The organism is Pseudomonas sp. Pseusp97, from assembly GCF_047304025.1.
In the GTDB taxonomy this organism is placed as follows: domain Bacteria; phylum Pseudomonadota; class Gammaproteobacteria; order Pseudomonadales; family Pseudomonadaceae; genus Pseudomonas.
In genome coordinates this window covers 1-23,249 of the sequence record NZ_JBGLYK010000078.1, presented here as the reverse complement: position 1 = coordinate 23,249, position 23,249 = coordinate 1, and the positions used below count along the sequence as shown (strand labels likewise).

General features: G+C 67.4%; 22 protein-coding genes. 17 read left to right on the top strand and 5 right to left on the bottom strand.

From position 1 onward, the window contains the following. Positions 1–71: 71 nt before the first annotated feature. Both ACCC94_RS14960 and ACCC94_RS14955 read right to left on the bottom strand, forming a co-directional pair. Positions 72–1,094: a branched-chain amino acid aminotransferase gene (locus ACCC94_RS14960; RefSeq protein WP_413350285.1), complete on the bottom strand. Its 1,023-nt coding sequence runs from the start codon at positions 1,092–1,094 to the stop codon at positions 72–74. A gap of 373 nt (positions 1,095–1,467) precedes the next feature. Then, positions 1,468–2,283: an IclR family transcriptional regulator gene (locus tag ACCC94_RS14955; protein ID WP_413350284.1), complete on the bottom strand. Its 816-nt coding sequence runs from the start codon at positions 2,281–2,283 to the stop codon at positions 1,468–1,470. Between the two features lie 141 nt (positions 2,284–2,424). On the opposite strand from ACCC94_RS14955, the gene ACCC94_RS14950 reads away from it, so the two are divergent. The 14 genes from ACCC94_RS14950 (at position 2,425) to ACCC94_RS14885 (ending at position 17,847) form a co-directional block, all read left to right on the top strand. Next, positions 2,425–2,811 (top strand): Zn-ribbon domain-containing OB-fold protein, encoded by a 387-nt coding sequence (locus ACCC94_RS14950; RefSeq protein WP_413350283.1) that lies wholly within the window; start codon positions 2,425–2,427, stop codon positions 2,809–2,811. Further along, positions 2,808–3,959, top strand: coding sequence for a thiolase (locus ACCC94_RS14945; RefSeq protein ID WP_413350282.1), 1,152 nt, complete (start codon positions 2,808–2,810; stop codon positions 3,957–3,959). The genes ACCC94_RS14950 and ACCC94_RS14945 overlap by 4 nt, the downstream gene beginning before the upstream one ends. Positions 3,960–4,101: 142 nt before the next feature. After that, complete coding sequence (locus tag ACCC94_RS14940) at positions 4,102–6,237, top strand: acetate--CoA ligase family protein (RefSeq protein ID WP_413350281.1); 2,136 nt, start codon at positions 4,102–4,104, stop codon at positions 6,235–6,237. Continuing rightward, positions 6,221–7,102, top strand: coding sequence for a MaoC/PaaZ C-terminal domain-containing protein (locus ACCC94_RS14935; RefSeq protein ID WP_413350280.1), 882 nt, complete (start codon positions 6,221–6,223; stop codon positions 7,100–7,102). Before ACCC94_RS14940 ends, ACCC94_RS14935 begins: the two co-directional genes overlap by 17 nt. Before the next feature lie 39 nt (positions 7,103–7,141). Further along, positions 7,142–8,503 (top strand): MFS transporter, encoded by a 1,362-nt coding sequence (locus ACCC94_RS14930; RefSeq protein WP_413350279.1) that lies wholly within the window; start codon positions 7,142–7,144, stop codon positions 8,501–8,503. Between the two features lie 38 nt (positions 8,504–8,541). Beyond that, entirely contained in the window at positions 8,542–8,946 is a 405-nt protein-coding gene (locus ACCC94_RS14925; RefSeq protein WP_413350287.1) for a PaaI family thioesterase, read from the top strand. 4 nt (positions 8,947–8,950) lie between these two features. Next, positions 8,951–10,009 carry an acyl-CoA dehydrogenase family protein gene (locus ACCC94_RS14920; protein ID WP_413350278.1) on the top strand — a complete coding sequence of 353 codons (1,059 nt, stop codon included), beginning with the start codon at positions 8,951–8,953 and terminating at the stop codon, positions 10,007–10,009. Positions 10,010–10,017: 8 nt separating this feature from the next. Further along, complete coding sequence (locus tag ACCC94_RS14915; protein ID WP_413350286.1) at positions 10,018–10,773, top strand: enoyl-CoA hydratase/isomerase family protein; 756 nt, start codon at positions 10,018–10,020, stop codon at positions 10,771–10,773. A gap of 15 nt (positions 10,774–10,788) precedes the next feature. Continuing rightward, positions 10,789–11,934, top strand: a complete 1,146-nt coding sequence (locus ACCC94_RS14910; protein ID WP_413350277.1) for an acyl-CoA dehydrogenase family protein — start codon at positions 10,789–10,791, stop codon at positions 11,932–11,934. A gap of 49 nt (positions 11,935–11,983) precedes the next feature. Then, positions 11,984–12,901 carry an SDR family NAD(P)-dependent oxidoreductase gene (locus tag ACCC94_RS14905; protein WP_413350276.1) on the top strand — a complete coding sequence of 306 codons (918 nt, stop codon included), beginning with the start codon at positions 11,984–11,986 and terminating at the stop codon, positions 12,899–12,901. A 19-nt stretch (positions 12,902–12,920) separates the two neighbouring features. Then, entirely contained in the window at positions 12,921–13,898 is a 978-nt protein-coding gene (locus ACCC94_RS14900; protein WP_413350275.1) for an NADH:ubiquinone reductase, read from the top strand. A gap of 247 nt (positions 13,899–14,145) precedes the next feature. Continuing rightward, complete coding sequence (locus tag ACCC94_RS14895; protein WP_413350274.1) at positions 14,146–15,396, top strand: OprD family porin; 1,251 nt, start codon at positions 14,146–14,148, stop codon at positions 15,394–15,396. A 121-nt stretch (positions 15,397–15,517) separates the two neighbouring features. Further along, entirely contained in the window at positions 15,518–16,201 is a 684-nt protein-coding gene (locus tag ACCC94_RS14890) for a TetR/AcrR family transcriptional regulator (protein ID WP_413350273.1), read from the top strand. Next, the gene (locus ACCC94_RS14885; RefSeq protein ID WP_413350272.1) at positions 16,198–17,847 is read left to right on the top strand and encodes an acyl-CoA dehydrogenase family protein; all 1,650 of its coding nucleotides are present in this window, start codon (positions 16,198–16,200) and stop codon (positions 17,845–17,847) included. The genes ACCC94_RS14890 and ACCC94_RS14885 overlap by 4 nt, the downstream gene beginning before the upstream one ends. Positions 17,848–17,879: 32 nt before the next feature. Here the strand turns inward: ACCC94_RS14885 and ACCC94_RS14880 are convergent, their stop codons facing one another. Continuing rightward, a complete protein-coding gene (locus tag ACCC94_RS14880) occupies positions 17,880–18,212 on the bottom strand; it encodes a type II toxin-antitoxin system RelE/ParE family toxin (RefSeq protein WP_413350271.1) in 333 nt (110 codons plus the stop codon). Then, positions 18,209–18,484 carry a type II toxin-antitoxin system Phd/YefM family antitoxin gene (locus ACCC94_RS14875; protein ID WP_413350270.1) on the bottom strand — a complete coding sequence of 92 codons (276 nt, stop codon included), beginning with the start codon at positions 18,482–18,484 and terminating at the stop codon, positions 18,209–18,211. Before ACCC94_RS14875 ends, ACCC94_RS14880 begins: the two co-directional genes overlap by 4 nt. Before the next feature lie 158 nt (positions 18,485–18,642). Here ACCC94_RS14875 and amn point away from each other — a divergent pair, with 158 nt between their 5' ends. The 3 genes from amn to ACCC94_RS14860 all read left to right on the top strand — a co-directional run bounded on the left by amn (position 18,643) and on the right by ACCC94_RS14860 (position 21,750). Beyond that, entirely contained in the window at positions 18,643–20,118 is a 1,476-nt protein-coding gene (gene amn / locus ACCC94_RS14870; RefSeq protein ID WP_413350269.1) for an AMP nucleosidase, read from the top strand. Positions 20,119–20,293: 175 nt separating this feature from the next. Continuing rightward, positions 20,294–21,070, top strand: coding sequence for a deoxyribose-phosphate aldolase (deoC, locus tag ACCC94_RS14865; protein WP_413350268.1), 777 nt, complete (start codon positions 20,294–20,296; stop codon positions 21,068–21,070). 116 nt (positions 21,071–21,186) lie between these two features. Further along, positions 21,187–21,750, top strand: a complete 564-nt coding sequence (locus tag ACCC94_RS14860) for a hypothetical protein (protein WP_413350267.1) — start codon at positions 21,187–21,189, stop codon at positions 21,748–21,750. A gap of 340 nt (positions 21,751–22,090) precedes the next feature. Here the strand turns inward: ACCC94_RS14860 and ACCC94_RS14855 are convergent, their stop codons facing one another. Further along, positions 22,091–23,143, bottom strand: a complete 1,053-nt coding sequence (locus tag ACCC94_RS14855; protein ID WP_413350266.1) for an MBL fold metallo-hydrolase — start codon at positions 23,141–23,143, stop codon at positions 22,091–22,093. Between the last annotated feature and the right edge of the window lie 106 nt (positions 23,144–23,249).

The window sequence follows — 23,249 nt, the reverse complement described above, 5'->3', positions numbered from 1 at the left end:
CCCCCCCAAAAAAACCCCGCCCGCTACCCCTCCGGGAGGGGGGGCGTTTTGTCTGGGGCGGAGCGTCAGTCTCAGTCGACCTTGACGACCCAGCCTTCGGGGCCTTCCACGTCGCCCTTCTGGATGCCGGTCAGCTCTTCGTAGAGGCGGCGGGTCACCGGGCCGACGTCTTCGCGGCTGAAGAACACGTGCAGGTTGTCCTTGTACTGGATGCCGCCGATCGGGGTGATCACCGCTGCGGTACCGCAGGCGCCGGCTTCCTTGAAGCGCGCCAGGTCGTCGATGTGCACGTCGCCTTCGACCACTTTCAGGCCCAGGCGCTGTTCGGCCAGCTGCATCAGCGACAGGCGGGTGATGCCCGGCAGCACCGAGCTGGAGCGCGGAGTGACGAACTCGTTGTCGTGGGTGATGGCGAAGAAGTTGGCCGAGCCCACTTCCTCGATGCGGCTGTGGGTGGCCGGGTCGAGGTAGATGCAGTCGGCGAAGCCGTCCTTCTTGGCCTGGGCGCCGGGCATCAGGCTGGCGGCGTAGTTGCCACCGACCTTGGCGGCGCCGGTGCCGTTGGGGGCGGCGCGGTCGTAGGTGGAGATCACGAAGTCATGGGGCTTCATGCCGCCCTTGAAGTACGCACCGACCGGGATGCAGAACACCGAGAAGATGAATTCCGGAGCCGGGCGCACGCCGATGTTGTCGCCCACGCCGATCACGAACGGACGCAGGTACAGCGCGCCGCCGGAGCCGTACGGAGGAATGAAGCGCTCGTTGGCGCGCACGACCTGCTTGCAGGCGTCGATGAACTGCTGTTCGGACACCTGCGGCATCAGTACGCGGGCGCAGCTGCGGGCCATGCGTGCGGCATTCTGGTCCGGGCGGAACAGGTTGATCGAGCCGTCCTTGCAGCGGTAGGCCTTCAGGCCTTCGAAGCACTGCTGGCCGTAGTGCAGGGCGGAGGAGCCCTCGCTGATGTGCAGGGTGTTGTCTTCGGTCAGCTTGCCGTCGTCCCACAGACCATCGCGCCAGTGGGAGATGTAGCGGAAGTCGGTCTTGATGTAATCGAATCCGAGCGTGCCCCAATCGATGTCTTTCTGTTCCATGGTTGCCTCAATTCAATGGGATTACCTGCGGCTGCCGCGAGCCATGCAAGGCCGGCGAACATCCGGGCAGAGGGTTTGGCGGGCTCTGGCGGCGGGCTGCCCGGATCGCACAGGGATTCGGGTTCGCGGCGGGAACGGCGTTCTCCGCGGGATGGTCACCGCCAGGACTCCATCAAGACTTGCCATGATACCGGCGATAGTCGCGGCTGTGGTCCCCTGGCGGCGAATATCGCTGCCATCAGTCGCATCGGGAACGCAGCGACATGGGCAGCGGCGCGCGGGGTTCCGCTGTACGGCGTCGCGCCGGTTGCGCCCGGGTCGCTTGGTTCATTCATTGATATGAATGGCATTTCTTATGGTGAATGGCGAAAGGCTACTTCGCCGGGTTGGCGGTGCCCTGCGGAAACAGCGAGCGACTGATGAAGCCGGCGGTTCGGTGCAGGCTGGTGCCGATCTGTTCCAGTTTCTCGCGGTCGTGCTGGGCGCTGATGCCAATGCCGGAAATGATGAAGCGCGGCTGGCAGTCGTGGTCGATGATCGCGCTGGCGACCATGCTGACGCCGCGGTAGAGGTGATCCTGGTCGATGGCCCAGCCGCGTTCCAGGGTGGCGGCGGCATCGCTGCGGTATTCCTCGAAGCTCGGCGGATTCTCCCAGCGCACCCGCGTCAGGCGGCGGCGCAGTTCGTCCTCGGGCAGGTTGCGCAGGCCGGCGACGCAGCGCCCGGCGGCGCCCACCAGCTCCGGCAGGCGCGAGCCGATGGCGACATTGACGTGCGCCACGGTCGGGGCGGACACGGCGATCACGCGGATGTGCGCGTCGTCGGTGACCTGCCACAGGGTGATCAGGATGTTGTGGCTGGTGCTCAGGCGCTCCAGCTCCGGCTGGATCAGGTCGGCGTAGCTGCGGCCGATGAAGCTAACCGCCAGCTCCGACAGGCCAAGGCCCAGGCGATAGGTCTTGGTCTCGTTGTCGAACGAGGTCAGCTGCTCGTTGCTCAGGGTGCGCAGGATATTGAAGGTGGTGCTCGGGCTGATGCCGGTGGCGCGGGCGATGGCGGTTGCGCCCTCGGGGCCTTCGGCATTGGCCAGGTGGCGCAGGATCTGGATGGCGTTCACCACGGCGCCGACATCCTTGGCGCCGCCGGTACGTTTGCTGCTGACTTCTTCGACGGTCTTTTCAGTGGTCATATTCTGTATTCTGATTGACATTCAGTATAGTGAATGTATTCTGACCCTGCGACGCCTGCAACGGCTTCCGTGAAGCTGGCTTGGCATGGGCGGTAACGCACTTTGCAACAAAGGCAGAACAAGAACAAAGGAGAAACCTCGATGGTGGATTTCCCCGACCGCAACATGCCAGGGCCCGAGGCGCAGTACCTCGCCTTCCTCGCCCAGGGTCGCTTCATGTTGCAGCGCAGCGCCTCCACCGGCCGGCACGTGTTCTACCCGCGCACCCAGGTGCCCGGCAGCGGCGAAACGGACCTGGAATGGGTTCCCGCCAGTGGCCTGGGCACCCTTTATGCCCTGACCGTCAACCGCGCCCGCAGCGGTGACTACAACGTCGCCCTGGTCGACCTCGATGAAGGCGTGCGCATGATGTCGCGCATCGAAGGCCACCTCAGCCTGCCCATCGGTACCCGCGTCAAGGCGCGCATCGCCCAGCTGGACAGCGGCCCTGCCGTGGTCTTCCAGCCCCTGACGGAGGGACAGCCATGAGCCAGGTCCTGCGCGGCAAGACCGCCATCGTCGGCATCGGCAGCGCCGGGATCGGCGAAGCCCACGGCTACAGCGCCATGGAATTGCTCGGCCAGGCCTCGCTGAAAGCCATCGCCGACGCCGGGCTGAAGCTTTCGGACATCGACGCGGTGTTCTCGGCCACCAGTTCCCACGCCTTCCCGACCCTCTCGGTCTGCGAATACCTGGGCATCAAGCCGAAATTCGTCGACGGCACCAACGTCGGCGGCTCCAGCTTCGAGCTGCACCTGCTGCAGGCGACCCTCGCCCTGGAGGCCGGCCTGTGTGATGCGGCGCTGATCTGCTACGGCTCCAACCAGCGCACCGCCGGCGGCAAGCTGGTGTCGATGAGCGAGCCGCAGTGGCACGAGACGCCCTACCAGCCGCGCCACCCGATCACCGCCTACGCCCTGGCCGCCAGCCGCCACATGCATCAATTCGGCACCACCCGCGAGCACCTGGCCGAAGTGGCCGTGGCCGCGCGCGGCTGGGCCAACCTGAACCCCGAGGCCTTTGCCCGTGGCCCCCTGAGCATCGATGACGTGCTTGCCGCGCGGATGGTCAGCGACCCGCTGAGCAAGGCCGATTGCTGTCTGGTCACCGATGGCGGCGGCGCCTGCGTGATGGTGCGCGCCGACCGTGCGCGGGACCTGCCCAAGGCGCCGATCTACTTCCTCGGCGCCGCCGGCGCGCAGTGGCACCGCTCCATCGTCGCCATGCCCGACCTGACCGTCACCGCCGCTTCCGAGAGCGGCCCGCGCGCCATGCAGATGGCCGGGGTGAAGCACGCGGACATCGACCTGATGATGGTCTACGACGCCTTCACCATCAATACGATCCTGTTCCTCGAAGACCTCGGCTTCTGCCCGAAGGGCGAGGGCGGCCGCTTCGTCCAGGGCGGGCGCATCGCCCCCGGCGGCGAGCTGGCGGTGAACACCAACGGCGGCGGGCTGTCCTGTGTGCATCCGGGCATGTACGGCATGTTCCTGATCATCGAGGCGGTCACCCAGCTGCGCCGCCAGGCCGGGGAACGCCAGCTGAAGAAGGCCGACGTGGCGCTGCTGCACGGCAACGGCGGGACCTTGTCCAGCCAGGTGACGGCGCTGCTCGGCACCCAAGCGGTGCTCTGAAATCCTGTGTTCTTGAACTCAGGGCTCTGAAACCCAGGGCCGACGCTCCCGGTGGCTGCCGCCCGCAGCCTGCCGTGGATGCGCTCGCCCTCGCGCCGGCACGCAAGCGTCCGGCACCCGCTACTTGTTCAGGTGGAACGTCATGTCAGTGAGTCACTTGCAACACACCGGTTTCTCCAGCCTCACCCCCCTGGTGCAGCCGCGCTCGGTCGCCGTGGTCGGCGCCTCCAGCGACCCGCACCGCATCGGCGGTCGCCCCATCGCCTACATGCTGCGCAACGGTTTTTCCGGACGCATCCTGCCGGTGAACCCCAATCGCAGCGAGATCCAGGGCCTGCCGGCCTACGCCAGCGTCGATGCGCTGCCCGAGGCGCCGGACGTGGCGATCATCGCGGTGCCGGCGCCGCAGGTGCTGGAGACCGTCCAGGCGCTCGGCCGCAAGGGCGCGCGCAGCGCCATCGTGTTCTCCTCCGGCTTCAGCGAAGTCGGCGAGGAAGGCATGGTCATGCAGGACGCCATCGTCGAAGCCGCCCGCGCGGCAAACATGCGCCTGCTGGGGCCGAACGCGCTGGGCGTGTTCAACGCCAACCTGGGCTACTACGCCTTCTTCTCCACCAGCCTGGAGCGCGGCATTCCGCTGGCTGGGCGCGTGGGCATCGCCACCCAGTCCGGCGCTTATGGTGCACACCTGCTCGGCCTGTCGCGGCAGCGCGGGCTGGGCACGCCGATCTGCGTCGCCACCGGCAACGAGGCCGACGTCACCCTGGGCGACGCCATCGGCTGGCTGGTGGAGTCGCCGGAGATCGACGTGGTCATGGCCTACGCCGAATCGATCCGCAACGTCGACAGCTTCCTCGCCGCCCTCGAAGCGGCCCATCGCGCCGGCAAGCCGGTGGTCCTGCACAAGGTCGGGCGCAGCGAGCTGGGCGGCCGCGCGGCCATGTCGCACACCGCCTCCCTGGCCGGCGACGACAAGGTGCTCGACGCGGTGCTGGCCGACTACGCGGTGGTCCGCGCACGTACCACCGAGGAACTGGTGGACATCGCCTACCTCGCCACCCAGCGCATCTACCCGGTGAACAACAGCCTGGGGATGATCACCGTCAGCGGCGGCGCCGGCATCATCGTCAGCGACGCCGCCGAGGACTTCGGCCTGCCCATGCCGCCGATGCCCGAAGTGGCCCAGGCGCGCCTGAAGCAGCGGCTGTCCTACGCCTCGCCGCTCAACCCGGTGGATTGCACGGCCCAGGCGCTCAACGACCTGAGCCTGGTGCACGACTTCACCGAATCCATGGTGGTGGACGGTGGTTACCGTTCGCTGATCGCCTTCTTCACCCAGGCCGGCACCGCCGCCTCCATCGGCCCGCGCCTGGCCGAGCAGTTCGCGCGGATCAAGGTCGATCACCCGGACCGTCTGTTCGTGGTTTCGGTGATGGGCGAGGGCGAGGAGCTGGCGCCGTACCAGAAGGCCGGCTTCGCCCTGTTCGAGGACCCGACCCGCGCGGTGCGCGCGATCCAGGCCATGGGCCAGCTCGGTGAAGCCTTCGCCCGTCCTCTGCGCAGGATTCCCGCGCCCGGTGGCGTCGAGCTGCCGGCCAGCACGCCCGGCGAGGCCGAAGCCAAACAATTGCTGGCGCGCGCCGGTATCGAATCGGCGCCCGAGCGCGTACTCAAGAGCGCAGCGGATGCCGCCGCGTTCGCCGAGCAGATCGGCTTCCCGGTGGTGCTGAAAATCGCCTCGGCGGACATCCTGCACAAATCGGAAATCGGTGGCGTACTGCTCAATGTGAACAGCGCACAGGCCGTGCGCGAGGGCTACGACCTGTTGCTCCGGCGCGCTGCCGAACACGCACCCGATGCCCGCCTCGACGGCGTGCTGGTGGCCCGTCAGCTGCGGGGCGGCGTCGAGTGCTTCATGGGCATCCAGCGCGACCCGCAGTTCGGTCCGGTGGCGGTGTTCGGCCTCGGCGGCATCTTCGTCGAAGTGCTCAAGGACGTGGTATTCCGCCGCTGTCCGTTCGGCGTCGACGAAGCCGAGCAGATGATCCGCAGCATCAAGGGCGCGCCGCTGCTGCTGGGCGCCCGTGGCCGCCCGGTGACCGACATCAAGGCGCTGTCGCGGGTGCTCGCGCAGCTCTCGCAGTTCGCCGCCGAAGCCGGCCCGCGTCTGCGTTCGGTCGATCTCAACCCGGTCTTCGCCATGCCCGAAGGCCAGGGTGCCTGGGCCGCCGATGCGGTGCTGGAAGTGCAGGAGGTGGCCCATGGCGCTGAATCCTGAGTACCTGCTGAACTACCCGATCCCGGAAGTGCGGCAGCGCTTCAGCCGCCGCGACAGCGCCTTCTATGCGCTGTCGGTGGGGCTCGGTGCCGACCCGATGGACGAGCACCAGCTGACCTTCGTCGACGCCAACCGCGACCTCCAGGCGCTGCCCTGCATGGCCGTGGTGCTCGGCCATCCCGGCTTCTGGCTGGGCAACCCGGACACCGGCGTGGATGCCCTGCGCCTGGTCCACGGCGAGCAGAGCATCGAGTGGCTGAAACCGCTGCCGGTGGAAGGCGAAGTGATCGGCCGCACCCGCGTCACCGGGCTGGTGGACAAGGGCGCCGGCAAGGGCGCGCTGCTCTACAGCGAGAAGGTTGTCAGTGACGCGCAGAGCGGCGAGGTGCTGGCGATTGCCCGTGGCACCACCTTCCTGCGCGGCGACGGCGGCTTTGGCGGCGACAGCCAGTCGCTGAGCCAGCCGCACCGCCTGCCCGAGCAGGCGCCGGACCTGGTCATCGACCTGCCGACACGCCCGGAACAGGCACTGTTCTACCGCCTGAACGGCGACGACAACCCGATCCACGCCAGCCCCGCGGCGGCCGCCCGCGGTGGTTTCCCACGGCCGATCCTGCATGGCCTGTGCACCCTCGGTGTGGCCTTCCATGCACTGCTGCGCGGCTACGCGGACTACCGCGCGGAGCGCTTCGCCCATCTGCAGGTGCGCTTCTCGGCACCGGTGTTCCCCGGCGAAACCCTGCGTACCGAAATCTGGAATGACGGCTCCTTCCGCACCCGCGTCGTCGAGCGCGACGTGGTGGTGCTGGACAACGGCCGCGTACGCCTGACCCCGGAAAGCGGAGTGCCAGCCGGGCGGGCCTAGCGCGACGACGACCTCAACCAACCTGCGAGAACAACAACAATGAACGCACCCGACAGCTTGGCCCAGGGCTCCGCGCTACCGCGGCGGACTCTGGTGATCGCCTTCCTCTTCTGCTTCCTGGGTCTGCTCGCCGATGGCGCGGACCTGATGTTCCTCGCCTACAGCCTGAACAGCCTCAAGGCCGAGTTCGGCCTGTCCAACTTCGAGGCCGGCTCGCTGGGCAGCGTCACCCTGGCCGGCATGGCCCTCGGCGGCATCTACGGCGGCTGGGCGTGCGACCGCTTCGGCCGGGTGCGTGTAGTCACCTGGACCATCCTGGTGTTCTCCGTCGGCACTGCGCTGCTCGGCCTGGCGCACAACTATTGGGCCTTCGCGCTGATCCGCTTCGTCTCCTCGCTGGGCCTGGGCTCGCTGTTCGTGGCCTGCAACATCCTGATGTCCGAGTTCGTCACCGCCAAATACCGCACCACGATCCTGGCGACCATGCAGGCAGGCTGGACCGTGGGCTACCTGGTGGCGACCATCCTCGCCGGACAGATCATCCCGGACTACGGCTGGCGCGCGCTGTTCTTCACCGCCATCGGCGCAGCGCTGATCTGCCTGGCGCTGCGCCCGTGGGTACCGGAATCGCCGTCCTGGCTGGCCGCTCGTGCACAACGCGCGCAGCAGGCTGTCAGTGGCCGCCAGCAGAGCGCGCCCAGCGGCGGCATGCGTCAGCTGCTGGTCGACCCGTCCACACGGCGCATGTTCCTGCTCTGGAGCATCACCTCGTGCTTCCTGCTGTTCGGCTACTACGGCACCAACAACTGGATGCCCTCGTACCTGGAAAGCGAGCTGGGCATGAACTTCAAGTCCATGACCGGCTACATGGTCGGCACCTACACCGCGATGATCCTCGGCAAGGTGCTCGCCGGGATCGCCTCGGACCGCTTCGGCCGCCGCGCCACCTTCGCCGCCGGCGCCATCGGCACCGCGATCTTCATGCCGGTGATCGTGTTCTGGCACACGCCGGACAACATCGTCTGGATCCTCGCGCTGTTCGGCTTCATCTACGGCGTCCCGGTGGGCGTGCTGGCCACCTACATGACCGAAAGCTTCTCCACCCAGGTGCGTGGCGCCGCCGTGGGCACCTCCTACAACCTCGGCCGCATCGGCGCGGCGGTGGCCCCGGCGGCCATCGGCCTGCTGGCCTCCCACGTGTCCATCGGCGCGGGCTTCCTGGTGATGGGCATCACCTACGTCATCACCGGCCTGATTCCGGCGCTGATGATTCCCAACCGCCTGTATGACCCGAACCGCGAGGCGCGCAGCGGCGCGGCTGAAACTGCGCAAGCGCGTCCCGCAGTGGCCGCAGTGGCGCGGCCGGTAAGCCGGGCGGTCACCGAGGAGGGCGCACGATGACTGAACTTGCCTCAGCGGACGCCGTGACCGGCCCGGACATGTTCCCCAGCGGCCGCTTCACCTTCCAAGAGTTCCTCGGCCTGGAGCGCTGGATCGACGGCGACGTGGTGCGGGTGCGCCTGCGCCACCGCCCGGAGCTGATGAACTACCTCGGCAGCTTCCACGGCGGCGTGCTGATGAGCGTGCTCGACGCCGCCATGGCCGGGGCGATTCGCGCGCAGATGCCGGGTTGCTCGATGGTCACCATCGACATGGCCACGCACTTCATGGGCAGCACCAGCGGCGAGATCAATGCCGTCGGCCGGGTGCTGCGGCGCACCCGCACGCTGTGCTTCTGCGCGGCGGAAATCTTCGATGAAGCCGGCGAGCTGATCGCCAGCGCCACCGGCAGTTTCAAGTACCGGCCCGCCGCGGCCGGTACTGTTCAACCGACACGGGAATGACGAAATGACCGACAACACCGCGATGGCCGAGGAGCGCGAAGAGCGCCTGCGGATGATCCGTGACAGCGCCGCTTCCCTGGTGCCGCGTGGCGGCGACCTGGGCCGGGTGCGCCGCCTGCGCTTCCAGCAGCCGGGCATCGACCGCGACGCCTGGGCTGAAGTCTGCGCCATGGGCTGGCCGGGCCTGCGACTGGCCGAAGAACTGGGCGGCAGCGGCCTGGGCATGGGCGAGTACACCGCGCTGCTGGAAGAGCTCGGCCGCGGCCTGCTGCCCGAACCGCTGATCGAGGCGAGCCTGGTCGCTCCCTTGCTGCCGCCTGATGAGCGCGATGCGCTGCTGGCCGGCGAGCGGCTGATCCTGCCCGCCGGCATCGGCTATGAAGCCGGCGCTGCGTTGCCGTTGCTGCACGACGGCCAACTGCGCGGCGAGATTGCCCATGTTGCCCTGGGTGCTGCCGCCGACGCCTGGCTGGTGGCCTGCAACGCCGGACTTGCACTGGTGCAGCGCAATGCCGAGGGGCTGAGCATTCACCAGGAGCCAACCCAGGACGGCGGCCACTTGGCGCGCCTGCGCTTCGACGGCACGCCCGCGCAACTCGTCGAAGCGGCGCCGGCTGCCCTCGATGAATCGGCACTGGCCTGCGCCGCCTATCTCGTCGGACTGATGGACGCAGCCTTCGAACAGACCCGCGACTACCTCGGCGTGCGCCGCCAGTTCGGCCGCGAGATCGGCAGCTTCCAGTCGCTGCAGCACCGCATGGTCGACCTGAAGCTGCAGATCGAACTGGCGCGCGCCATCGTCGGCGAAGCAGCCACCGCGCTGGACGAAGGCGCGCCGGCCGCGCAGGTGCAGCGCCTGGTGTCCACTGCCAAGGTGCGCGCCGCCGAAGCGGCCATGCTGGTGACCCGCCAGGCGATCCAGCTGCACGGCGGCATCGGTTACACCGACGAGGCCGACATCGGCCTGTTCCTGCGCCGCGCCATGGTGCTGCTGAACAGCCAGGGTTCGCTGGCCTTCCACCGGGCGCGCTACATCGGCCTGCTGCACGGGGAGTTGGCGTGATGAGCGAGATGCTTTTGCAGGAAACCCTCGGTTCGGTGCGTCTCCTGCGCTTCAACAATCCGGCGCGGCGCAATGCGCTCTCCCCAGCGCTGCGCGCCGAGCTGCTCGAAGCGCTGCGCGAAGCGGACGCCGATCCCGCCGTGCGCAGCGTAGTCCTCACGGGTTCGGCGGAAGTCTTCAGCGCCGGCGGCGACCTCAGCGACATGCACGTCACTGACCTCAACGCCGGCCGCGTGCGCATGCAGAAGAACGCCGATCTGATCCGCCAGATGCTGCGCATGGGCAAGCCGATCATCGCCGCCATCGAAGGCTGGGCGGTGGGCGCCGGGCTGTCGGTGGCGCTGGCCTGCGACAGCCTGGTTTGCGGCGGCACGGCGCGCTTCGCCGCCGGCTTCGGCAAGGTCGGGCTGCTCGCCGATCTCGGCCAGTTGCACACCTTGCCGGCACGCATCGGTATTGGCCGCGCGCGTCAGGTGCTGATGTTCGGCCAGGTCATCGAAGCCGAGGAAGCGCTGCGCATCGGCCTGGTGGACCAACTCTGCGCAGCGGGTGCCGCGCTGGATGCCGCCCTGGCGCTCGCCGCCAAGGTCGAGCAACAGGCGCCGCTGCCGCTGGCGCTGACCAAGGCGCTGCTGGCCGATGGCCTGGAGTTGCTGCTCGAACGCGAAGGCGATTTCCAGAGCCAGCTGTTCCTCAGCGCCGACCATGCCGAAGGCAAGGCGGCCTTCCTCGACAAGCGTTCTCCCGTTTTCAAAGGCCAGTGAGCCGAGGACATTGAAATGACCGATTACAACGCCCTCGAAGATGGCGAGTTCCGCCGGCTGGTGCGCGACTGGGTCGCCGCCAACTACCCGCAGCGCATCCGTAACCCGGCCCACCGCCTGGGCCGCGACGACACCTGGGAGTGGTACCAGGCCCTGTCGAAACAGGGCTGGCTGTGCCCCGGCTGGCCGGTGCAGTTCGGCGGCATGGGGCTGTCCGCCGGCAAGCAGTTGATCATGATCGAGGAGATGGAAAACTACGGCTGCGCGCGCCTGCCCGACAGCGGCATCACCATGCTCGGCCCGCTGCTGATCCGCTACGGCACCGACGCCCAGCGCGAGCGCTTCCTCCCGCGCATCCTCAGCGGCGAGGACATCTGGTGCCAGGGCTACAGCGAACCCAACGCCGGCTCCGACCTCGCCAGCCTGCGCACCGAGGCGGTGCTGCGCGACGGCGAGTGGGTGATCAACGGCCAGAAGACCTGGACCACCATGGGCACCGAGGCCAACTGGATCTTCGTGCTGGCGCGCACCGAGCGCAGCGCCAAGGCGCAGCAGGGCATCAGCTTCCTGCTGGTGCCGATGGACAGCCCTGGCGTCGAGGTGCGGCCGATCCTCAACCTGGAGCTGCAGGGCGAATTCTGCGAGGTGTTCTTCAATGACGTGCGCGTGCCGCAGGAGAACCTGGTCGGCGCGGTCAACCACGGCTGGGGCATGGCCAAGGCGCTGCTCGGCTTCGAGCGCATCTTCCTCGGCTCGCCCAAGCAGGCCACCTTCGCCCTCGAACGCCTGGTGCGCCTGGCTCGTCACCAGGGCCTGTGGGACGACCCGGTGTTCGCCCAGCGCTTCGCCGCGCTGAGCATGGACCTGGACTGCCACAAGGCGCTCTACGAGCGCTTCGCCGAACGCCTGCGGCGCGGCGAGGAACTGGGCCCGGACGTTTCCCTGCTGAAGATCCACCAGTCCGAGCTGTACCAGCGCATCAGCGAGCTGGGGCTGGAGATCGCCGGCGCGGATTCGGCGCTGCAGAACCCCTTCGCCGACGATCCCGAGCTGCACCCGGCGGGCATCTTCATCCAGTCGCGGCCGACCACCATCTACGGCGGCACCAATGAGATCCAGCGCAACATCCTGGCCAAGGCCGTGCTCGGCCTGCCGAGCTGATCGTGTGCGCATCCAACTCTCCGATTGAACGAACAGTAAGGAATTAGCGATGACCCAACGACTCAACGAAGGCAAGGTAGCGATCGTCACTGGCGCCGGTGGCGGCATCGGCCGCGAGATCGCCCTGGCCCTGGCCGAGAGCGGCGCGCGGGTGCTGATCAACGATATCGGCGTGTCCCTGCAGGGCGAGGGCGGCTCGGCAACCCCAGCCGAGGAAACCCTCGGGCTGATCCGCCAGCGCGGCGGCGACGGCGCCATCAACACCGACAGCGTGTCGGACTGGGACAGTGCCCGGCGCATCGTTTCCAGCGCCATCGACGCCTTCGGCCGCGTCGACATCGTGGTGAACAACGCCGGCATCCTGCGCGACACCATCTTCCACAAGATGAGCGCCGAGGACTGGCTGTCGGTGATCAACGTGCATCTGAACGGCAGCTTCTTCGTCAGCCGCGCCGCCGCCGAGCACTTCCGCGCGCAGAACAGCGGCGCCTTCGTGCACATGACCAGCACCTCGGGGCTGATCGGCAACTTCGGCCAGGCCAACTACTCGGCCGCCAAGCTGGGCATCGTTGCGCTGAGCAAGTCCATCGCCCTCGACATGCAGCGCTACAACGTGCGCTCCAACTGCATCGCACCCTTCGCCTGGAGCCGCATGACCGACTCCATCCCGGCCGAGACGCCGGAGCAGAAGGCGCGGGTGGAAAACCTGCAGCGCATGACCCCGGACAAGAACGCGCCGCTGGCCGTGTACCTGGCTTCCGATGCTGCCAGCGCGGTCAACGGCCAGGTGTTCGCCGCGCGCAACCACGAGATTTTCCTGATGAGCCAGAGCCGCCCGCTGCGCAGCGTGCACAGCGACAACGGCTGGACCCCGCAGAGCATCGCCGAGCATGGCATGCCCGCGCTGCGCGGCAGCTTCATGGACCTGGCGCGCAGCCCGGACGTGTTCTCCTGGGACCCGATCTGACCCGGCGGAGGGCAGGCGCATGTTCAAGACCCGTTTCACTGAAACCTTCGGCGTCGAACACCCGATCATGCAGGGCGGCATGCAGTGGGTGGGCCGCGCCGAGATGGCCGCGGCGGTGGCCAATGCTGGCGGGCTGGCAACGCTTTCTGCGCTGACCCAGCCGACCCCGCAGGCGCTGTTCGACGAGATCGCGCGCTGCCGCGAACTCACCGACAAGCCCTTCGGCGTGAACCTCACGCTGCTGCCGACGCAGAAGCCGATTCCCTATGCCGAGTACCGCGCGGCGATCATCGAGGGCGGCATCGGCGTGGTCGAAACCGCCGGCAACAATCCCGGCGAGCACATCGCCGAGTTCCGCCAGCACGGCATCAAGGTCATCCACAAATGCACCGCCGTGCGCCATGCGCTCAAGGCCGAGCTACTGGGTGTGGATGCGGTGTCCATCGACGGCTTCGAATGCGCCGGCCATCCGGGGGAGGACGACATTCCCGGCCTGGTCCTGCTGCCGGCGGCGGCCAACCGGCTGAGCGTGCCGATCATCGCCTCCGGCGGCTTCGCCGACGGCCGCGGGCTGGTGGCGGCGCTGGCGCTGGGGGCCGATGCGATCAACATGGGCACGCGCTTCCTCAGCACCCGCGAGTGTCCGATCCACCCGCAGGTCAAGGCGGCCATCCGCGCGGCGGACGAGCGCTCCACGGACGTGATTATGCGCTCGCTGCGCAACAGCGCGCGGGTCGCACGCAACGCCATCAGCCAGGAAGTCCTGGCCATCGAGGCGCGCGGCAACGCCACCTACGCCGACATCGCCGCCCTGGTCAGCGGCCTGCGTGGGCGCACCGTCTATGAGCAGGGCGACACCGACCTCGGCATCTGGTCGGCGGGCATGGTCCAGGGCCTGATCGATGACGAACCCAGCTGCGAGGAGTTGCTGCGCGACATCGTCGAGCAGGCGCGCCGGCTGATCCGCCAGCGACTGGAGGGGCTGCTCATCCAGTGATTTTCAATCTGGCGGCGTGGGAGCAAGCGTTTCTTCCGGACGCCTGTGCCTGAGCTTTCCCTCTCCCCCCGCCCTCTCCCTGAAGGGAGAGGGAGCTGTCCGTGCCGGCTGACGCTGTGGTTTCAACCTGCACAGAACGGTCCCCTCTCCCTTCAGGGAGAGGGTTAGGGAGAGGGAATCGCCCTGCATGGACTTTCACGAAGCAGCGCCGCCGCCCTTCACCTCACCTGACGAAGAGACAACAACAATGAAAAATCTTCCCGTACGGGCGCTCGTTTCGAGCTTCGCCTGCCTGCCCCTGTTCGCCCACGCGGACTTCATCGCGGACAGCAAGGCGAGCCTGGAACTGCGCAATTTCTACTTCAACCGCGACTACCGCCAGAGCAATGCGGCACAGTCGAAATCCGAGGAATGGGCGCAGGGCTTCCTGCTGCGCTTCGAGTCGGGTTATACCGAAGGCACGGTGGGTGTGGGCGTCGACGCCCTCGGCCTGCTGGGCATCAAGCTGGACTCCAGCCCCGACCGCACCGGCTCCGGCCTGCTGCCCTATTCGGCCAGCGACAAGCGCGCCGCCGATGACTACAGCGACCTGGGCGTGACCGCGAAGCTGCGTGCCTCGAAGAGCACCCTGAAGGTCGGCACCCTGCTGCCGAAGCTGCCGGTGGTGCAGTACAACGACACGCGCCTGCACCCACAGACTTTCCAGGGCGGCCTCGCCGAGATCAACGAGATCGACGGCCTCACCGCGCAGCTCGGCCAGCTGCGCCAGGTGAAGCAGCGCGACTCGACCAATGATGAAGACCTGTCGATGACCCGTGGCAACAAGCGCAACATCGTGCTCGGCAGCCACACCAGCAGCGACCGCTTCAACCTCGCCGGCGGCACCTACCGCTGGACCGACAACCTCAGTACCAGCTACCACTACGGCGGTTTGGAAAACTTCTACCGCCAGCACTACCTGAGCGTGGTGCACACCCTGCCCATCGCCGAGGGCCAGTCGCTCAAGTCGGATATCCGCTGGGCGCGCTCCACCGATGACGGCGGCAGCAACGTCGACAACAGTGCGCTCAACGCGCTGTTCACCTACCGCATCGGCGGCAGCGGTTTCGGCGTCGGCTACCAGCGAATGTCCGGCGATACCGGGTTCGCCTACCTCAGCGGCACCGACCCGTACCTGACCAACTTCGTGCAGATCGGCGACTTCGCCAACAAGGACGAACGCTCCTGGCAGGCGCGCTACGACTACGACTTCGCCGGCCTCGGCCTGCCCGGCCTGACCTTCATGACCCGCTACCTGCAGGGCGATCACATCGACCTGCTGAACGGCCAGGGGCGCGGCAAGGAATGGGAGCGCGACACCGACATCGGCTACGTGGTGCAGACCGGCCCGCTGAAGAACCTCGGCTTCAAGGTGCGCAACGGCGCCTTCCGCAGCGACTTCGGCAACGACATCGACGAAACGCGGGTGATCGTCAGCTACCAGATGCCGCTCTGGTAACGCTCCGCATGGGCGGTGGCGGTTTGGCCAGAATCGCCCCGCCCGTGGCGGGAATGTCTCTTTAAGCCAAGGTCTGAACCGTGATTCACTGAATTTCATGCAGTGAATCCGGATTCAGATCATGGCCTATCGACACTCCACAGCGCGGCTGCAAAAGGACGGCGAACTGCGCGAGCGCATCCTCGAACTGGCGCTGGCGCGGGTGGCCGAGGGCGGTTTCGCCGCCCTGACCATGCAGAGCCTGGCGGACGACGCCGGCATTGCCACCGGCAGCCTCTACCGGCACTTCAGTGGCAAGGGCGAGCTGGCCGCCGAGGTCTTCGCCCGCGCCAGCCAGCGCGAGGTCGATACCCTGGGCGCGCTGCTGAAAGCTCCCGGCAGCGCTTCCGAACGCCTGAGCCATGGCCTGCACCAGTTCGCCGCCCGCGCCTGGGGCAGCCGCCAATTGGCCTTCGCGCTGATCGCCGAGCCGGTCGACCCGGAAGTGGACGAGCAACGCCTGATCTACCGCGAAGCCTACGCCGCGCTGTTCGTCACCCTGCTGGAGCAGGGCATCGCCGCCGGCGAATTCCAGCCCCAGCCCGCGCAGCTCACCGCCGCCTGCCTGGTCGGCGCCATCGCCGAAGCCTTGATCGGCCCGCTTTCGCCGCCCGCCCGCGCCGCGCGGGATGCCGGCCAGTCCAGCGTTTCCCTGGAGGACGTCAGCGACGCCCTCGCCAGTTTCTGCCTGCGCGCCGTCGGCGCGCAGGCGTCTGCCATGCCCAAGCCCGCCAAGCCCACGCCCGTTATGGAGAACCAGCCATGATCCCGCACGCTTACGCCGAAACCCACGAAGTGACCAACCAGGTGCCGCCGCTGGACGGCGCCAACCTCTATCGCGTCGACGTGCCGCTGCAGGAGTGGGTGCGCCGTTACGGCGGCGGCTGGGCCGAGCAGAAACTCGACGCTTATGGCGCACTGGCCGGCGGGCCGCTGATGGCGGCGGGCTTCCTGGCCAACGAGAACAAGCCGGCGTTCAAGTCCCATGACCGCTACGGCCACCGCGTCGACCTGGTGGAGTTCCACCCGGCCTACCACGAGCTGATGCGCGCGGCCATCGAGGCCGGGCTGCCCTCCATGCCCTGGACCGATCCGCGCGCGGGCGCCCATGTCGCTCGCGCCGGCCTGAGCTACCTGCACAGCCAGGCCGAGGCCGGCACCGGTTGCCCGCTGACCATGACCTTCGCCAGCGTGCCCGCCCTGCGCCTGCAGCCCGACCTCGCCGAGAAGTGGCTGCCGAAGATCCTTTCCACCGAGTACGACCCGCGCAACCTGCCCATCGAGCAGAAGACCGGCGCCACCATCGGCATGGCGATGACCGAGAAGCAGGGCGGCACCGACGTGCGCGCCAACACCACGCGCGCCTACCCGGTGGGCATCCCCGGGCCGGGCCAGGCCTACGAACTGGTTGGGCACAAGTGGTTCTGCTCGGCTCCGATGTGCGACGCCTTCCTCACCCTGGCCTACACCGACAAGGGCCTGACCTGCTTCCTGCTGCCGCGCCATCGCCCGGACGGCAGCCGCAACGAGTTCTACATCCAGCGCCTGAAGAACAAGCTGGGCAACTGGTCCAATGCCTCCAGCGAAGTGGAATACCGCGGCGCGCTGGCCTGGATGGTCGGCGAGGAAGGCCGTGGCGTGCCGACCATCATCGAGATGGTCGCCATGACCCGCTTCGACTGCATGGTCGGCTCCAGCTCGCTGATGCGCCAGGCGCTGACCCAGGCCGCGCACCACTGCGCCTACCGTCAGGTCGGCGGTCGCGTGCTGGCCGAACAGCCGCTGATGCAGAACGTGCTGGCCGACCTCGCCCTGGAAAGCGAAGCCGCGCTGGCCCTGACCATGCGCATGGGCCGCGCGCTGGACAACCTGCACGACGAGCAGGAAGACAAGTTCGCCCGCCTGGTCACCGCCGTGGGCAAGTACTGGATCTGCAAACGCGCCCCCGCGATGATCAACGAGGCCGCCGAATGCCTGGGCGGCGCCGGCTACGTCGAGGACACCATCCTCCCGCGCCTTTACCGCGAAGCGCCGGTCAACTCCACCTGGGAAGGCTCGGGCAACGTGCAGTGCCTGGACGTGCTGCGCGCCCTGTCGAAGGAACCCGGCGTGCTCGACGCACTGTTCAGCGAACTGGGCGACGGCCATGGCGACGCGCGCCTGGCCTCGTTCATCGGCAACCTCAAGGCGTCCTTCGCTGACACCCAGGACATCCAGTACCGCGCCCGCCAGCTCACCGAAAACGTCGCCATCGCCCTGCAGGCAAAACTGCTGCTGGAAGCGGGCAACCCGGTGGTCTCCGACGCCTTCATCGCCAGCCGCCTGGGCGACGGCGGCCGCGTCTACGGCACCCTGCCGCGCGGGGTGGACGTGGAAGCGCTGGTGGCGCGGGCGACGCCACATCTGGTGTGAGAGGGGAGGGCGGGGCAATCTCGCCCCGTTTTTCAACCCAGCAGGCGTTTGCTCAGTAGCTGCTGAATATCGCGTCGCCCATCAATGACCAGATAGAGGTGAACGGTCTTGTCGCTGATCCGGTAGATGACGCGGTATGGCTTGAAGAAGACCTGCCGGTACTCCTGAATGCCCAGCTTCATCAGTTCCCGCGGGTGGCTGCCGCGCTGGGGCTGCAGACGCAGTTCGGCGATGGCCAGCAACAACTGGTCGAGCACGTAATCGGCGTTCTCGCGGCAGTCGAAATCGGCGATGTAATCATGGATCCCCTCCAGGTCCCGCTCTGCGCCGCGCGTGATCAGAACCTCGTAGGTCCCGCCGCTCACGGTTGCTGGCGACGCTTGCGCAAGCGCTCCGCGACATTGTCCAGCGTGCTGGTCTGGCCAGTGGCGATTTCCTGATTGCCCAACGCGAGGACTTTCAGCAGGGCCAGCGTTTCCTGGGTTTCCTCATAGGAGCGAACGTCCTGTATTACGGCTTTGGCTTCGCCATTCTGGGTGATGATCAAAGGTTCCTGCTGCTCGCTCAGTTGTTTGAGCACTTCGGCCGCATTGGCTTTCAGGTAACTGATGGGTTTGACCTGGCTGGAATAGCGCATGATGTTTACCTGTTAATCAGGATCGAATAAAGACTCTTTAAAGTCCGATGCGCTTATGGTGTCGCTGGTCAGGCTGAAGATCAAGGTCCAAATCTGTCATCCCTTTCTGTGACGGAAGCAGGCAAGATGGAGCTGATCGTTCAGACAGGATGCCCACCATGAGTCTTACGACTGGCGACGAGTTCTTCGTCGCGCAGACGGCCGAAGAGGCCGTCGATCAACTGGCCGTGCTGCACGAACGCGCCACCGGCGCTCTCAGGCAGGCGCTCAAGCAGTACCTGAAGGACCGCGAAGTCCCCGACGCGCACCAGCGCGAACAATTCCGCTACCCGCTGCTGCGGGTGACCTACCTGTGCCAGGGCGAAGTGCCTTCGACCACCCGCGCCTACGCCAAGGTGCAGGTGCCCGGCACCTACGCCGTGACCATCACCCAGCCCAAGGCCTTCCGCAAATACCTGCTGGAGCAGCTGCGCCCGCTGATGGAAGACTTCACCGTGCGGGTGGAAGTCGGCGTGAGCAAGCAGAACATTCCTTACCCATATGTAGTGGAAGGCGGCGACGAACTGGGTGGCTCGGGCGTGACCGCCGCTGAGCTGGCGCGGGTGTTCCCCAGCACCGATCTGTCGGCCACATCCGACGGTGTGGCCGACGGCCTGTACGAGTGGGAGAACGCCGACCCGATGCCGCTGGCGCTGTTCGACGCCGCGCGCACCGACTTTTCCCTGCGCCGCATGGTGCATTACACCGGCAGCGACTGGCGCCATGTGCAGCCGTGGATCCTGCTCACCAACTACCACCGCTACGTCGATCAGTTCATCCACCTGGGCCTGGAGCGCCTGCGCGACGACCCGCGCTTCGTACGCATGGTCCTGCCGGGAAACGTGATCATCGAGCGCGGCACGGATGAAGGTGAAGCCAACGCCATCGTCGCCAGCGTCGAGTGGCACCGCTTCCAGATGCCGGCCTACCACCTGATCGCCGAGGACGGCGACGGCGTGACCCTGGTGAACATCGGCGTCGGCCCGTCCAACGCGAAGAACATCACCGACCACCTGGCCGTGCTGCGTCCGCACTGCTGGCTGATGGTCGGCCACTGCGGCGGCCTGCGGCAGTCGCAGACCATCGGCGACTACGTGCTGGCCCATGCCTACATGCGCCGCGACGGCATCCTCGACCGCGTGCTGCCGCCGCACATCCCGATTCCGGCGCTGGCGGAAGTGCAGCTGGCGCTGCAGGAAGCCGCCGCGCTGGTGACGGGCGAACGCGGCGACCAGCTCAAACGCCGCCTGCGTACTGGCACCGTTCTCACCTACGACGACCGCAACTGGGAACTGCATTGGGCCCAGGAGCGCCCGCTGATCAACCTGGCGCGGGCGATTGCAGTGGACATGGAGAGCGGCACTATCGCCGCGCAGGGTTACCGCCTGCGGGTGCCCTATGGCACGCTGCTGTGTGTGTCGGACAAGCCGCTGCACAGCGAGATCAAGCTGCCCGGCGCCGCCACGGCCTTCTACCAGCGCGCGGTGAGCCAGCACCTGTCCATCGGCGTTGCCGCCGTCGACCTGCTGCGCACCCAGCTCAACTCGCTGCACTCGCGCAAGCTGCGCAGCTTCGACGAGCCGCCGTTCCGCTGATCTGCGACAGGGCGCGCAGCGCCGGCCGGGGCGATGGTTGTCGCCTCAGCACATCAAGGAAGCACCGTAGGGCGGATAACCTGGAGCAGGTTATCCGCCGCAACATTCACGGCGGATAACGCTGGTGCGTTATGCGCCCTACGGTGCCGCAGAAAGCCGATGGAGAGTGTTGCCGATGACCGATCCTCGCAAGACCCCGGCGGGCCGCGTGCTCGCCCTGCTGGACCTGACCTCGCTGAATGCCGGCGATGACCTGCAAAGCACCGTGGACCTTTGTCGCCGCGCGCTGACGCCCTACGGCGAAGTGGCTGCGCTGTGCGTGGGGCCGAAGCTGGTGCATATTGCCCGGCGCACGCTCAATACCCTGGGCGGCCGCGACGTGCGGGTTGCCAGCGTGTGCAACTTTCCCGGCGGCGACGCGCCGCTGGCCGATGTGGTGGAGGAGGTGCGCAAGACCCTCGCCGAAGGCGCCGACGAGATCGACCTGGTCTATCCCTGGCGCAAGCTCAAGGCAGGTCAGCAGACCGGAGCGGTAGAACTGATCCGCACCTGCAAGACGCTGTGCGGGCCGTACCACCGGCTCAAGGTCATCCTGGAAACCGGCGAGCTGGCCGACCCGGAACTGATCCGCACAGCCTGCCGCGAAGCCATCGCCGGCGGCGCTGATTTCCTCAAGACCAGCACCGGCAAGGCGACGGTGCACGCCACGCCTGAGGCCGTGCGGGTGATCCTCGACGCCATTGAGGAAGCGGGCGGCAAGGTGGGTTTGAAGGTGTCCGGGGGATTGCGCACGCTGGCCGATGCGCAGGTCTATATGAAACTGGCGGAGGAGCGTTTCGGCGCTGGCTGGATCAAGCCGGAGCACCTGCGTTTCGGCGCCTCCGCCTTGCTCGATGACCTGCTGCGCGAGCTGAGCGGCGCGGCCGAGCCGATCTCCACGCGCAGCTATTGATCACCCCGCGTTGACGCCGCTCCGGGCGAGCCTAGAATGCTCGCCTTTCGCGCCCCGGGGAACCGTGGCGCGTCCCTCCGGTCGGACCTTCGCCGACCTTTTCTGCTGGTGACCCCATGCCGTTCCGCGCCCCCTCGCACCTCACCAATCCGCTGCGCCGTTTCGCCCGCCGACTGGTGGAAAACGGCGCGCCGGAAGTCGCCGCGCCGCTCCCCCTGCCCGACAGCATTGCGGGCGAACCCTGGTTCTCCGTGGGCAAGGCGGTGGAAGGACTGGGCGGCGAGCGGGTGGATGGCTGGTGCCTGGAGGAGTGGCCGGGGTTGGCGCTGCGCGCGCGTTTCAGCGCCTGCTGGCGCGACGCCCAGGGTCGCCTGTGGAATGTGCTGCCGGGCGGTGAAGCCATCGCCTTCCTGCCTGACCCGAAGCGCCGCTACGAAGGCGTACCACTGGCCGAACATCTGCACGCGCTGGAGCGTGACGAGCTGCTGGATGACTACCTCTGGCTCAGCCGCGAGCTGAGCAAGCCGCAGCTGGACGACGAGCGCCGCGAAGTCCGCGAATCCATGCGCCAGCGCCTGGAAAGCTGGCTGGAGCTGGGCGGCCGCGGCGACAAGCCTTGTCCGTGCAACAGTGGCAAGCGCTACCGCAACTGCTGCAGCAAGCGGGTGCGGGAGAACTGAAGCCGCTCTTCGTAGGAGCGAGCTTGCTCGCGATCTTTTGAAGCGCCGGCGCTGGCGGCGACGGATCGCGGACGGAGTCCGCTCCTACGCCAGCGGGCTAGCGCAGGCATTTCCTTGTAGGAGCAACTGTCTTCTTCTGATATTTCGTGCCTTGGATTTGCCCTCTCCCTAACCCTCTCCCTGAAGGGAGAGGGGACTGGGTGGGTGCCGGCTGAAGTTATAGTGTCAGCCGGCGCAAATAGCTCCCTCTCCCTTCAGGGAGAGGGCGGGGGAGAGGGGGCACCGGCGCGATATTTCAGGTAGGAGCGGGCTATGCCTGCGTTCGCGAGCAAGCTCGCTCCTACAGCGAAGCATCCGGCATCGGCGGCACCAGCCATTGTTCGCCCGGCTTCGGCGCGCGGAAGCGCTCCGGCGCCACGCCGCGTTGTTGCAGCGCCGCCGAAAGATCGCTGACCGGCGTGAACTGGCCTTCGTCGCTCAGGCGGAAGGTGCCGAAATGGATCGCCATGCTGCACTGCGAATCCAGATGCTGGTGCGCCTGCACCGCGTCGTCCGGGTTCATGTGGTGGTGGCGCATGAACCAGCGCGGCTCGTAGGCGCCTATGGGCAGGGCGGCGAAGCGCATCGGGCCGAAGCGCTCGTGCATCAGGCCGAACTCCTCGCCCAGGCCGGTATCGCCGGGGAATAGCAGCGGACCATCCGGTGACTGCAGCACGAAACCCATCCACAGCGTACGGTTGGTATCGCGTCGCGAACGCGCCGACCAGTGCTGCGCCGGCACGCCGGTGAGCAGCAACCCTTCGGGCATCGGCAGGCTCTGCCACCAGTCCAGCTCGGCGATATCGGTGAAGCCGCAGGCGCGGATCAGCTCGCCGTTGCCCAAGCCGGTCACCACCTTCGCCAACGGGAAACGCCGCGCCAGTTCGCGCAGGCTGTGGATATCCAGATGGTCGTAGTGGTTGTGGCTGACCAGGACCAGGTTGATCGGCGGCAGCTCATCCAGTGCCAGTCCCGGCGGGTGCACGCGCTTTGGGCCGACGAAGCTGAACGGGCTGGTGCGTTCGCACCAGAGCGGGTCGGTGAGGATGTTCAGGCCGCGGTGCTGGATCAGCAGGGTGGCGTGGTTGATGTAGGTAACGCGCAGTTCATCGCCATCGACCCGGGCGGGAGTCTCCGGGCGGGCATCGCGGCCGGTCTGGGCAATCCACTCCTGCTGGCGGCCGCGCTCGCGCTGCCATTTGAGGAAAGCGCGCAGACCGTGGTGCGGGCGGCGGTCGAGGTTGTGGAAGCGGGTGCCGTCGAAATGCGCCGTCTGCGGGCCGCGGTAGCGGGCGCCGAGGCGGCCGCTGAGGTTCTGCAGGGTGATCAGCCAGGTGGGGTGGCTCTTGGGCATGCTCGTGCGCGCTCTTGCGATGAGTACTCGGCACAACCTAGCATGCCGGGCATTCGCCGTACCCCAACCTCGGTTACCAGTCTTTTCGCCATGCCCCGTCCTCCGC